The sequence below is a fragment of the Polyangium fumosum genome (genome assembly GCF_005144585.1).
GTDB classification, from domain to species: domain Bacteria; phylum Myxococcota_A; class Polyangia; order Polyangiales; family Polyangiaceae; genus Polyangium; species Polyangium fumosum.
In genome coordinates this window covers 1-13,089 of the sequence record NZ_SSMQ01000137.1, presented here as the reverse complement: position 1 = coordinate 13,089, position 13,089 = coordinate 1, and the positions used below count along the sequence as shown (strand labels likewise).

The 13,089-nt window shown below is 69.1% G+C and carries 9 protein-coding genes; 6 read left to right on the top strand and 3 right to left on the bottom strand.

Features of this window, described 5'->3' with window-relative positions; genetic code table 11:
- Together E8A74_RS54460 and E8A74_RS50435 are read right to left on the bottom strand one after the other, a co-directional pair.
- The coding region (locus E8A74_RS54460; RefSeq protein WP_211365648.1) for a hypothetical protein at nt 1-474 on the bottom strand (474 nt) is incomplete at its 3' end.
- A complete protein-coding gene (locus tag E8A74_RS50435) occupies nt 455-1,621 on the bottom strand; it encodes a hypothetical protein (RefSeq protein ID WP_136936371.1) in 1,167 nt (388 codons plus the stop codon). The genes E8A74_RS54460 and E8A74_RS50435, both read right to left, overlap by 20 nt.
- Before the next feature lie 110 nt (nt 1,622-1,731).
- Between E8A74_RS50435 and E8A74_RS50430 the strand changes: the two genes are divergently transcribed.
- The gene (locus tag E8A74_RS50430) at nt 1,732-3,321 is read left to right on the top strand and encodes a PAS domain-containing protein (protein ID WP_136936370.1); all 1,590 of its coding nucleotides are present in this window, start codon (nt 1,732-1,734) and stop codon (nt 3,319-3,321) included.
- A gap of 94 nt (nt 3,322-3,415) precedes the next feature.
- A complete protein-coding gene (locus E8A74_RS50425) occupies nt 3,416-4,963 on the top strand; it encodes an alkaline phosphatase D family protein (RefSeq protein ID WP_136936369.1) in 1,548 nt (515 codons plus the stop codon).
- Here the strand turns inward: E8A74_RS50425 and E8A74_RS50420 are convergent.
- Entirely contained in the window at nt 4,960-5,856 is an 897-nt protein-coding gene (locus E8A74_RS50420; protein WP_136936368.1) for a LysR family transcriptional regulator, read from the bottom strand. The genes E8A74_RS50425 and E8A74_RS50420 overlap by 4 nt on opposite strands.
- A gap of 128 nt (nt 5,857-5,984) precedes the next feature.
- On the opposite strand from E8A74_RS50420, the gene E8A74_RS50415 reads away from it, so the two are divergent.
- The 4 genes from E8A74_RS50415 to E8A74_RS50400 all read left to right on the top strand — a co-directional run bounded on the left by E8A74_RS50415 (nt 5,985) and on the right by E8A74_RS50400 (nt 12,936).
- Nucleotides 5,985-9,155, top strand: a complete 3,171-nt coding sequence (locus tag E8A74_RS50415; protein WP_136936367.1) for an efflux RND transporter permease subunit — start codon at nt 5,985-5,987, stop codon at nt 9,153-9,155.
- Nucleotides 9,152-10,423, top strand: a complete 1,272-nt coding sequence (locus tag E8A74_RS50410) for an efflux RND transporter periplasmic adaptor subunit (RefSeq protein ID WP_136936366.1) — start codon at nt 9,152-9,154, stop codon at nt 10,421-10,423. Before E8A74_RS50415 ends, E8A74_RS50410 begins: the two co-directional genes overlap by 4 nt.
- Before the next feature lie 1,005 nt (nt 10,424-11,428).
- Entirely contained in the window at nt 11,429-11,812 is a 384-nt protein-coding gene (locus tag E8A74_RS50405; protein WP_136936365.1) for a ribosome-binding factor A, read from the top strand.
- Nucleotides 11,809-12,936 carry an RtcB family protein gene (locus tag E8A74_RS50400; protein ID WP_136936364.1) on the top strand — a complete coding sequence of 376 codons (1,128 nt, stop codon included), beginning with the start codon at nt 11,809-11,811 and terminating at the stop codon, nt 12,934-12,936. Before E8A74_RS50405 ends, E8A74_RS50400 begins: the two co-directional genes overlap by 4 nt.
- The last annotated feature ends 153 nt before the right edge of the window (nt 12,937-13,089 follow it).

Below are 13,089 nucleotides of genomic sequence, written 5' to 3'. Positions count from 1 at the left end.
CGGCGGCGGAGGCGGCGGCGGCGGAGGCGGCGGCGGCGGAGGCGGCGGCGGCGGGGACGGCGGCGGCGGCAGCTCCAGCGGCTGGTTGAGCCCTCCCTCGATCGCCAGCGCCGTCACCAGGGAAAGCGCCCCCATCACTTCCTCGCAGCTCTCGCCCGACACCTCCCGCAGCGAGCTTTCCCCTCCCGGCATTTCGATCCGCAGCTCCCCCCGCAGCCGCCCTCCGTTTTCCTCGAACAGGCTCGCCGTCAGCGTCCGCGCCACCTCCCCGTCCTTGGCGACGCGCAGGTCTGGCACCTCGGCTCGCACGGCTGCGAGGAAGTCCTCGGCGCCGGGGCAACGGACGGGGGCCGTGTACACGATCCGGACCGGGGCGAGCTCGCCCTGGGAGGGCCGCGCTGCGAGCAGCAGGGCGGCGACGACCGCGGCGCGCGCGAGCCGCTCCGGCGCTCGATCAGGACGCGCGCCGCTCATCGGCGAGGGCCGGCTCTTGCAGGTACCGCGTCTCCGGGTTCTCGCGACGCCAGAGGACGGTGTCCATGAAGTAGTGGTGGATGTTCACGAATGCGTAGAGCGCCGCGAAATACGGCGTGGGCCCGAGGTCCTCGTACACGGCCTTGCCGCGTGGCCCGAGCGCCTCGTCGAGCGCTGTCGGCGCGCCGTGGAAAAAAAGCCATCCGAGCCCGAGGGCGGACACCGCGAGGATCCCGAGGCGCGTCCGCGCCGAGCGCTCGAACCAGGGCGGGCCCTCGCGCTCCCGCGCCTCGTTCCCCTTCATCAGCCAGACGAAATACAGGTATTGCACCGAGTGCAGCGCCGGAATGACGTACCGCACGAGCGGATCCTTGCTGGAGTAGACCGACCACGACCAGATGCTGCAAAGCAGCGCGGTGAGCGGGGTCAGAATGGGCAGGCGCCCCTCGCGCCGCCACTTCTGGAAGAGGATCCACGCGAGCGGGAGCAGCGTCGATAAAAACACCACGTGCGTGAGGTGCTCGAGCCAAACGGGATCCGTGAGGGTGGTGTAGACGACGCCCTTCTCCTCGACCTCCCGCCCTGGATCGGCCGGGCTCGCCCAGGCGTAGGCCCATCCGGAAAAGCAGTGCGCGAGGACCACGAGCCGCTCGCGCGGTGCGAAACGAACCCCGCGCCGCGCCGCGAGCACCGTGAACACGCCGAACCCTTGCTTCACGTAGTGCCAGCCCACCAGGAAAAACATCAGCCGGAAGAGCAAGCTCAACGTGAACGCCGACCGCGTGGCGAGCCCCACGATCGAAAGGCCGCCGAGGATCAGCGGGACCCCGAAGCCCGCGACGAGGTATCGAACCCGCTGCGCCCCGCGAAAGGCACCGCCGAACGCGCGGCCCTTCACGTCCTTGTAAAACAGGAGGTACGTGACCGCGAAGTGCGGATCGTTGATGACGAACGCCGCGTGGAACATGAGGAAGCCCACTGCATATTCCGCGGGATCGAGCCCGAAGGCGCGCTGGAGCATCCAGGAGAGGGGAAACAGGAGCGGCGTCATGCCGCCCACGAGGAAAAACTCGACCCAGCGGCCTTTCGAGCCTCCGGTGCGCGACGGTTCGAGAGGTCGCGACGGCGCCATGGGCATGCTGGTCATGGGACACACGCTACCATCCCTTGCGCCCGCCTGGACCTCGCAAGAAACGGACGCTTCGCAGTTGACGGCCTCAGGGGAGTTTGGTTGCCTGGTCGCTTGGAGCTGAAATCATGAGCGATCGCACGCCGGGCGCGTATCTCGCGTTCCTTTCGAGCCAGGAGCGTGAGGTCTGCGCCGCGATTTCCCAGGACGCAGCGGCAGAGATCCCGTTCCTCGGGAAGGCAGGCGAGGCCGAGACCACAGCGTGGGTCGAGGGGGCCGCGGCGACCACGGTCCGCGTGCTCGCCGGCGCGGCGGAGCAGAGCGCGCTCACGTCCCATTTCGTGGATCTCGCGCGGCGGGGCGCGACGGCCGAGGAGGTCGTCCGGGCGGTCACCCTCTGCCGGCGCCATTGGCTGCGCGTTTCGCTCCGCGCGTTCGCCGAACCCCCTTTCACGGCCGAGGGGATCGAGCGCCTGTCGGCGTGCTTCGACACCGTCTCCGAGGCCGTCGGCCGGCACTACGCCGACGTCGCCGCGGCGCGGTGCCGGGACGGCGCGGCGCGCTTCCGCAGCCTGGTCGGCGCGATCGGCAACGTCATCGTGATCGTCGACGCGGACGGTCACATTTCCGACTGGAATGGCGAGGCCGAGCGCATCTATGGCTGTCCCCGGGACGAGGCGCTCGGCAAGGACTACGTGGGCACGTTCCTGCCGCCCGAGGTCCACGAGAGCGTGCGGGCCGACATGCGCAAGGTGCTCGCGGGCGAGCCGACGCGGCACGGCGAGAACCCGGTCATCGCGCGCGACGGGACGGTCCGGCTCCTCCAATGGAACGTCGATCGCGTGCTCGACGGCGAGGGCCGCCCCGTCGCCATCGTGGCGAGCGGCTACGACGTCACCGAGCACCGGGAAGACCAGGACCGGCTCGAGCGCAGCCGCGCCGAGGTCCAGGCCATTCTCGACAACGCGCCCATCGTCGTTTTCGTCAAGGACCTCGAAGGCCGGTTCACCTTCGTCAACCGCCAATTCGACGACCTCTTCGGCTTCTCCCGCGGGTGGACCCTCGGCAAGCGCGACGCGGATTTCCTTCCGCCCGAGGCCGCCCAGCAGAACCGCGACAACGACCTCGAAGCGCTCGCGGCGGGGCGCTCGCTCGACAGCGAGGAGATCATCCCGGGCAAGGACGGCGTTCACGTCTACATGGCCTCGAAGTTCCCGCTCTTCGACGAGAGCGGGGCGCCGTACGCCGTCTGCGGGATCGCCCTCGACATCACCGCGCGCAAGCGCGCCGAGGAGGAGCGGGCCGAGCTCGCCCAGCGCATCATCGAGGCGCAACACGCGGCGCTGCGGGCGCTGTCGACGCCGCTCTTGCCGATCGCGAGCGGGGTCGTGCTCATGCCGCTCGTCGGGGCCATCGACGCGGCGCGGGCCGCGCTCGTGCTGGAGACGCTGCTCGACGGCGTGGGCGTCCATCGGGCCGAGATCGCCATCCTCGACATCACGGGCCTGCGCGAGATCGACGCCGAGGTCGCGACGGGCCTCGTGCAGGCGGCGCAGGCGGCGGCGCTGCTCGGGGCGGAGGTCGTACTCACGGGCGTGCGTCCTGCCGCGGCGCGCACGCTCATCGAGCTCGGCGTCGACATGCGTGGGATCAAGACGTTGAGCAGCCTGCAACAGGGCGTGACGCACGCGATCACGCGCACCCGCGGCCGCCGCTGAGTCAGCCGCGCCGAGGCATCCGCGGGCGACGGGAACATGCTGCCCGGTGCGCGCGGAGGTGGTAGACTGCGGCACAGGGGAGGGCTTACGACCTATGGATTCACCGCTTCCCATCACGGGATCCTATTCCACCACGTTCGGCACGCTGCGGCTCGAAGCGCGCGGCGACAAGGTGACGGGCCGATACACCCACCAGGACGGCTCCGTCGTGGGCACACTCCAGGGGACTTCGCTCCGCGGCACCTGGGTGCAGAAAGGCAATGCGAGCGAAGGGACGTTTTCCTTCGAATTCGATCGCGGCGCCAATGGGTTCCGCGGCACCTGGGAGGGCGGCGGCAGCGGCCCCTGGAACGGCGTGCGGCTCGAGCTCGCGCCCGCGGATCGAGGCGGATTCCCCGGCGGCTGGAACAGCCTCACCGAAGGCCCGCTCCTCGCGGGCCCCATGATCGGCGAGGTCTCCCCCCACGGCGCGTGGATCTGGGCCCAGGCCCGCTGCACCTCGCCCCTCACGCTCGTGGTCGCGACGCCCGACGGCGAGGTCTCCCGCATCACCCGGACGCCCGCCTGGAACGAATGGCTCTGCCAGGTCTTCCACGTCGAGGATCTACGCCCCGGCGTCCCCTACACCTACTGGCTCGAAAGCACGCACGGAAAAACGCCCGCGCGACCGCTCTCGCTCGCCCCTGCCCCCGACACGCGCGCCGTGCGTATCGCGTTCGGCTCGTGCCTCTGCTTCTACCATCACGCCGATCTCCCCATCCTCGAGGCCATCGAGCGCGACGCGCCGGCCTGCCTCGCGATGATCGGCGACAACACCTATTATTATTCGTTCGACTGGCAGAGCGAGCACGCGATGATGCTCGCCCAGCTCCGCGCCCGCAACAATCCCTCGTTCCGGCGCCTCGTCGCGGCGTTGCCGACCGTCGGCGTCTGGGACGACCACGATTTCGGCCCCAACGACGCCGACAATCGTTTCTCCGGCAAGGACATGGCGTTCCGCGCGTTCCGCCGCTCCTGGGCGAATGCCCGCTGGGGCACGAATGCGACCGCTGGCGTGTTCTCCTCGGTGCGCATGGGCCCCGCCGAGCTCTTCCTCCTCGACAGCCGCTGGTACCGAAATCAGCCCGCGCATACCTTGCTCGGCGAGTCGCAGCTCGTCTGGCTCGTCGAATCCCTCGCTCGGAGCACCGCGCCCGTCAAGATCATCGCCTCGCCCACGCAGGTCCTCGCCGACGCCGCGGTCGCGAAGGAATGGGAATGCTTCCGCCGCGACGCCCCCCAGGAGCTCGAAGGGTTGCTCGGCGAAATCGAGGCGCGCGACATCCGCGGCGTCGTCTTCGTCAGCGGCGACCTGCACATGGCGAACCTCTTCCACCAGGAGGGCCGCGATTTGCACGGCCGCCGCGGGCCCGAATGGTGGGAGCTCACCACGAGCCCGCTCGCGAACGACCCGTGGATGGAGTCGATCGCCGGCAAGGATCGTTACCTCGTCGCCGAGGTCGTCGATCGCTGCAATTACGGCCTCATCGACATCGATCTCGACCGCGCGGGGTCCGAGGTCCTGCTCGTTTGCAAGGACGAGAAGGGCCGTGTCCTCTTCGATCAACCGATCGCGCTCCCGACGCTCGCGGTTCGTCGTTAATCGTCGGCCTTTTTCTTCACGAACGTACTCCGCACGAAGCCGATGAACTCCCGGAGCGCCGGGGCGGTGTCGTCGGCGCGCCATACGATGTAAAGCGTCGCGCGTGGCGCGCCCACGATGGGCCGGATGGCGAGGCCTTTGCGGCCGGCGCGGCGAATGGATCCGGGCATGATCGCCACGCCGAACCCCGCGGCGACGAGGCTCACGATGTCGTCGAGCTGCGGCGCCTCCTGCACGATGCGCGGCGTGAACCCGGCGTCGCGGCAGAGCGACATGATCTGATCAAAAAACGCCGGCCCCCGTTGCCGCGGGAAGATGACGAACGGCTCCTGCGCGAGCATCCCGAGCCGGATCCGTTTGAGCTCGGCGAGCCGGTGCCCGGCCGGCAGCACCACGACCAGCGGATCCCGCCCCACGCACGCGGAGGCGAGCGACGCGTCGTCGACCAATCCACGCACGAGGCCCACGTCCATCGAGCGTTCCTTGATGGCGTCGAGCTGCGCCTGCGGCGACATCTCCCGCAGGGCGATCTCGATCTTCGGGAACCGCTCGTGAAAGGCGCGCAAGAGGTCGGTGATGCCGCTGTAGGCCAGCGACGAGATGTAGCCCACGGCCACCCGCCCGATCTCCCCGACGCTCGCGCGCCGGGCCTCGTGCACGGCCTGATCGAGCCCTTCGAGGAGGCCACGAATACGACCGAGGAACACCACGCCGGCGGGCGTCAGCTCCACCTGCCTCCGCGCGCGGTCGAAAAGCTCGAACCCGAGCTCCGCCTCGAGCTCCTGGATCTGCCGGCTCAGCGGGGGCTGCGTCATCCGCAGCCTTCGCGCGGCGCGGCCGAAGTGTTTCTCCTCGGCGACGGTCAAGAAGTAGCGCAGATGGCGCAGTTCCATACCCACAGGGTATCAGACGATGCCCCGGAATGCATTGGACCGTGGCGACCGACCCCAGGAAGCTTCCCGGGCCCTCGGGTCGTCCCGTTTTTCCGGGCAGGTCTTCCGAGGGCCGCAGGGAGTGGCACATGTGGCTCGTCGTCACTGCGCTCAAGCGCCCATACACCTTCATCGTGATGTCGATGCTCATCGTCCTCACGGGGGTGTTCACCATCCTCCGGATGCCGACCGACATCTTCCCGGAGATCGACATCCCCGTCATCTCCGTGATCTTCAACTACGGCGGCCTGCCGCCCGAGGAGATGGAGAAGCGCGTCGTCAACAACTACGAGCGCTTCCTCACGACCATCGTCAACGACATCGAACACGTCGAGAGCCAATCGCTCACCGGCATCGCGATCGTAAAAGTGTACCTCCAGCCCGGCGCGAGCGTCGAGGCCGCGACGGCGCAGATCACCGCGGCCTCGCAGGTCGCGATCCGCCAGATGCCGCCGGGCATGACGCCGCCGCTCGTCATCCGCTACAGCGCCTCCAACGTGCCGATCATGCAGGCCGCGCTGGAGAGCGAATCGCTGAGCGAGCAGCAGCTCTTCGACTACGGCGTCAACTTCATCCGCGCCGACATCGCGACCATCAAGGGCGTGCAGATCCCCTGGCCTTACGGCGGCAAGCAACGCCAGATCATGGTCGACATCGATCCGGCGCGCCTCTACGCGTGGGGCCTGTCGCCGCGCGACGTGAACGCGGTCATCGGACTGCAAAACGTCATCCTGCCGGCCGGCTCGGCGAAGATGGGCGAAAACGAGTACCCCGTCATCATGAACTCGAGCCCCGCCGCGCTCGAGGAGCTCGGCAACCTGCCGCTCAAGACCGTCGACGGCAAGACGATCTACGTGCGGGACGTCGCGAACATCCGTGACGGCAATGCGCCGCAGCAAAGCATGGTGCACGTCGGCGGCCAGCGCAGCGTGCTCATGACCATGCTGAAGGGCGGCAACGCGAGCACGCTCGACGTCGCCGGGCGCATCCGCGAGATGCTGCCCGGGACGATGGAGAAGCTGCCCAAGGACCTCCGGGCGACGCTCCTCTTTGATCAATCGCTCTTCGTGCGCGCGGCCGTCGAGGGCGTCGTGCACGAGGCGCTCATCGCCGCGGTGCTGACGGCGCTCATGATCCTGCTCTTCCTCGGGAGCTTTCGGAGCACGCTCATCGTCGTGCTCTCGATCCCGCTCTCGATCCTGGTCTCCATCATCATCCTGAACGCCCTCGGCCACACGCTGAACACGATGACGCTCGGCGGCATGGCGCTCGCCGTCGGCATCCTCGTCGACGACGCCACGGTCGCGATCGAGAACATCCACCGAAACCTCGGCCAGAAGAAGACGTTCATCCGCGCGATCGTCGACGGCGCCCAGGAGATCGCGGTCCCCGCGCTCGTCTCCACCCTGTGCATCTGCATCGTGTTCGTGCCGGTCGCGTTCATCACGGGCGCAGCGAAGTCGCTCTTCATCCCGCTCGCGCTGGCCGTCGTCTTCGCGATGCTCATGTCGTACGTCCTATCCCGGACGCTCGTGCCCACGCTCGTGCGGCTCCTCTTGGCGCGCGAGGCCGAGGAACACGCGCCCGGCCATCACGAGGCGCCGAAGAGCGTGTTCGGCCGCATCTTCGTGCGGTTCAACCACGCCTTCGATCGGCTGCGGACGTCCTACGGAAAACTCCTCGCGTGGGCGCTCGCGCACCGCGTCGCGTTCGTGGGCGGCTTCCTCGTCTTCGTCGCCGCGTCCGTCTCGCTCTTCCCGCTCCTCGGCCGCGACTTCTTCCCGCGCGTCGACGCGGGGCTCATCAAGCTGCACGTCCGCGGCGCGCCGGGCACACGCCTCGAAGAGAGCGAGCATCACTTCGCCCGCATCGAGGACACGATCCGCGAGGTCATCCCCCCGCGCGAGATCGAGACGATGATCGACAACATCGGCATCCCGGCGAGCGGCATCAACCTCTCGCTGAGCGAGGGCGCGCTCATCTCCTCGGCCGACGGGCAGATCCTGATCTCGCTGAAGAAGGGCCACGCGCCGACCGAGGCGTACGTCCAGAAGCTCCGCGAGAAGCTCAACGCGAGTTACCCCGACTCCACCTTCTTCTTCCTCCCGCCCGACATCACGACGCAGGTCCTGAACTTCGGCCTCCCCGCCCCCATCAACGTCCGCGTCGTCGGGCCGATCGGCAAGGAGGAGGACACGTACGCCGTCGCGGAGAACCTCGTCGCGCGCATGAAGCAGATCCCCGGCGCGGTCGACGTCCACCTCGCCCAGGTCATGCGCCGGCCGCAGCTCCGCATCGAGGTCGACCGGACGATGGCCGACCAGATGGGCCTTACGCAACGTGACGTCGCCAGCGACATCCTGGTCTCGCTCTCGTCGAGCGGGCAGGTCTCGCCGAGCTACTGGCTCGACAAACGCGGCGTGCAGTACCTCGTCGCCGTGCAGACGCCCCAGTACGCGGTGGGCTCGGTCGACGCCCTCAACGCGACGCCGCTCTCGACCGGCGACGGGAGGCCCCAGCTCCTCTCGAACGTCGCGCAGGTCCAGCGCAGCACCGGGCCCGTGAACGTCACGCACTACAACGTGGCGCGGACCTACGACGTCCAGGCGAACGTCGAGGGCACCGACCTCGGCTCCGTCGCGAGCGCCGTCTCGACGCTCGTCGACGGCATGAAAGGCGAGCTGCCGCGCGGGACGAAGGTCACCGTGACGGGGCAGGTCGAGAGCATGGACTCCTCGTTCCGCGGCCTCGGCTACGGCCTCCTGTTCGCGATCGTGCTCGTGTACCTGCTCATGGTCGTGAACTTCCAGTCGTGGCTCGATCCCTTCGTCATCCTGATGGCCCTGCCGGGCGCCATCGCGGGGATCGCGTGGATGCTCTTCCTCACGCGCACCACGCTGAGCGTGCCCGCGCTCATGGGATCGATCATGTGCGTCGGCGTCGCCACGGCGAACTCGATCCTCGTCGTGACCTTCGCCAACGACCAACGAGCGATCGGACGTGACGCAACGTCAGCAGCCCTCGCCGCAGGCATGACGCGCCTCCGGCCTGTTCTCATGACCGCGCTCGCCATGATCATCGGCATGCTCCCCATGTCGACGGGCCTCGGCGAGGGCGGCGAGCAGAACGCACCCCTCGGCCGCGCGGTCATCGGCGGCCTCCTCCTCGCGACGGTAACCACGCTCTTCTTCGTGCCGGTGATGTACAGCATCCTCCGCAAGAAGGCGCCCATGACGGATCCGCTGACGGAGTCGCTATGAGCCCCAACGAGTCGCATCCCATCCAAGATCCCACGTCGACCCCGAAGGCCGACGACCTCGGTTTTGATCTGCCGCCGCCCGCGGCCTTCTCCCGGACGCAGGTGATCGCCGCATGCACGGCGCTCGCCCTCGTGCTCGGGGGTGTCTTTGCCGTGACCTACCTGCCCCGCCGGAACGCACGAGCGGCGCTCGAAGCGGACGTGAAGGCGGCCGAGACCACGGCGCCGCGCGTCGAGGTCCTCACGCCGAAGGCCACGTCGAGTGATCGCTCGCTCGTCCTGCCGGGCAGCATCCGGCCGCTCGAAGAGACGGTCGTCTACCCGCGCGTCAACGGCTACGTGCGCAAGTGGAACGTCGACATCGGCGACAAGGTCACGGAGGGGCAGGTCCTCGCCGAGATCGATACGCCCGAGCTCGATCGGGAGCTCACGGCGGCGAACGCCGAGCTCACGCAGGCCCGGGCCGCGCTGCTCCGGGCCGAGGCGAGCCGTGATCTGTCGAAGTCGAACCTCGCGCGGTACGAAAAACTCGTGCCCGCGGGCGTGGCCTCGCAGGAGGACCTCGACCAGCGGCAGGGCCAAGCGCGGGTCGACGCGGCGAGCGTGACGGTGGCGCAGGCCTCCATCACGTCGGCGTCGGCGAACATCCAGCGCATCCGTGATCTGAAGGGGTTCGCGAAGATCGTCGCGCCCTTCGCGGGCACGGTCGTGTCTCGGTCGATCGACCGGGGGGCGCTCGTCTCGTCGGGCAACGGCACGCCGCTCTTCCGCATTGCCGCGACCGACCCCGTGCGCGTCTTCGTGGGCGTCCCGCAGGACATCGCGCCGAGCGTGAAGGCGAACGCGAAGGCCATGGTCTCCGTGCGGGAGTTCGCGGGGCAGAACTTCGAGGGCACGGTCGCGCGCACCTCGGGCGCGCTCGAAGCGGCGACGCGCACGATGAACACGGAGGTGCGCGTACCGAACCCGGACAACAAGCTCCTCTCGGGCATGTATGCCGAGGTCTCGCTCACCCTGCCCTTGCCGCACCGGGTGCTCGAGGTGCCTGCGACCGCGCTCTACAACGACGCGAAGGGGCTCCGCGTGGCGGTCGTCGACGCGGAGAACAAGATCCGCTTCGTACCCATCACGGTCGAGCGCGACACGGGCGCGACGATCCTCATCTCGACCGGCCTCGACGGGACCGAGCGCGTCGTGAAGCTCGCGAACGTGCAGCTCCTCGAGGGAACGAAGGTCGAAATTTTGCTCCCCGCGCCCCCTCCCAAGTAGCCAACCGCCCGTTTAACGGCCGCCGCCGCCTCCGGGCGCGCCATTTTGCCCCCCAGAAAGTGATCCCCCTGCTCCGGGAGGTGATCCCCCCGGTCTAGGAAGTGATCCCCCTGCTCCGGGAAGTGATCCCCCCGGTCCAGGAAGTGATCCCCCTGCTCCGGGAAGTGATCCCCCCGGTCCGGGAGATGATCCCCCTGGTCCAGGAAGTGATCCCCCTGCTCCGGAAGGTGATCCCCCGCGGGGGGTATCCCGCGGGACCGGGGGAGGCGCTTTCGGGACCGGGGGAGGCGGTTGTGTGTCCGGCTGCGGAGGTATCGCACCCGGCCCGGGAGGCGACCCGGGCATCCCCTCCGGTGGGCAAGCCAACCCCTCGCCCAGTTGCTCATCGCCCGGCGGACAGACGTAGGGGGTGGTGCGCGTGCCGGGCGGCTGGCCGCGTTGCGTCCCCTGGTTGTCGATATCGTCCTGCCCCTGCCCTGCCCCGCTGCTCTGGCCCGCGCCACTGCCGGCTCCGTTTTGCGCGAATGCCGCGCCGATCAACCCCATCCAGATGCCGAGCGTCACCGCCCCGCGCTTCCACCCACGCGCCATGACGTGCCTCCCGCGTCGTCGGGCGGCGATCCCGCCGCCCCGCGTGCGTCCCGCTTGCAATGGGAAGGCCACGCGCGACCGGCGTACGTTCGCGCTCGGCATCCAGCGCATCCCAGCGCGGCAAACACGCGAGCTGGTGGGCGGAGAATACGTCGAAGAGGCGGCCATGGCGCGTTTCGTGGCGCGTGGGTGGACGCGTCGAAATGCATGGGGTCGCCCGCGCAGGCTCCCTTGCTTTTCTCCTGGTCTTCGTGCATCTTAGCTCTCCCGAAGGAGGCCCGTCATGCGACCGATTGCGACGATGAGCCTCGCCCCGACGTCCCGCTGACGCCGGCGAGGCTCCTACCCGGACCGAACGAAGCGCGCCGCGAGACACGCGGCAGGCACAGGTTCGTCACGCAGTCGGAGCATGGAATGACGAGAGATCGTTCGCGGGGCCGCGCTGGCTCCGCTCGGGATGCAGATTCCTTTTTTGGAGCGGCGGAGGACCGGAAGGTCGAGCGCAAAGAGCGCCAGCTCTGCCGGCAAGTGCAAGAAGCGGTGAGCGAGGCGCTCGCCGGAATCGAGGACGACGTCCTCCTCGAGGTGTGGGTGGCCGACGTGGAGCCCGCCCCCGACGCAGGGAGGCTCGCGGTGATCGTGCAGGCACCGCGGGGCGCGTCGCCGGACGAAGTGGCAGCGCGGCTGGAGAACGTGGCCGGGTATCTACGCGCGGAGGTAGCGAGCGCGATCACGCGGAAACGCGTGCCGACCTTGACCTTCCGCGTGTTGCCGCCGGAGACGGGAGGTATTTCGTGATTGCACACGTCGCGACGTTCCTCCCCGACGGAACAAGCGCCGAGCTTCGCGCGGCACTCGCGCGGCTCACGCGGACCTTCGATGTCGTGCACGTCGCAGTCATGCCGGACGCGCACGTCGCCGAGGAGGTCTGCGTGGGCACGGTGACGGCCACGACGCAGCGGATCTTGCCGGCCGCCGTGGGAGGCGACATCGGCTGCGGAATGGTGGCCGTGCGGCTCCGGGCAGACGCCGACCTGCTCGCGGATCGCGACCGAGCGGCGCGGCTGCTTTCGGGGTTTTACCAGCACATTCCGCACGTCCTGCACCCGGCCGCAGCAGCGCCGGAGCTGCCGGACGAGCTGCGGGAGGCGCCGATCGGCGACGGCGCGCTCGAATCCCTGAAGCGGCGCGAGGGCCGGCTAGAGTTCGGCACGCTCGGCCGGGGAAACCATTTTCTAGAGGTGCAGCGCGACGACGAGGAGGCGCTCTGGCTGCTCGTGCATTCGGGATCCCGCGCGATGGGTCCGGCCATCCGGCACCATTTCGAGGGTCACGCGGAGCAGGATCCCTCCGGGCTCGCGTTTCTCGAAGCAGACAGCGAGGCCGGCCGGGCCTACCTCGCCGCCGCGGAATGGGCCGCCCGGTATGCGAGGGCGAGCCGGGCGCGCATGATCGAAGCAGCCATCGGCCTCTTCGGCGAGCTCTTCGGCATCGAGGCCGACCCGAGCTCGCGTGTGGAGGTCGACCACAACCACGTGCGGCGCGAAGCACACGGCGGGCGTGACCTCTGGGTCCATCGAAAAGGCGCGATGGGCCTGCCGGCCGGCAAGCCCGGCGTGGTCCCCGGCTCGATGGGAAGCGAGAGCTTCCACGTCGAAGGCCGCGGCCACCCCGAGTCGCTCGATTCATCAGCGCACGGCGCCGGCCGAGCGCTCTCACGTTCCGAGGCGCGCAAGCGCATCGGGCAGCGGCAGCTCCTCCGCGAAGCCGAAGGCGTCTGGTTCGACCACCGCATCGCCGATCGGCTGCGCGAGGAAGCGCCGAGCGCATACAAGGACATCTCCGCGGTGATGCGCGCGCAGCGGGAGCTCGTCCGCATCGTGCGCAGGCTCCGGCCGGTGCTCGTGTACAAGGCAGCGTGAACCGAGGGGCGTCTCGCCGGGGCGCTGCCCCGGACCCCGCGGGGGCTGTCCGCCCCTCGACCCGGACCAGGCACGGCCCTGAGCACTGGTCTCATCTTACGAGCCCATTCTCCCTGAGGACGCGCAGCATCTCTGCTGCGGGAGCTAGGCGTT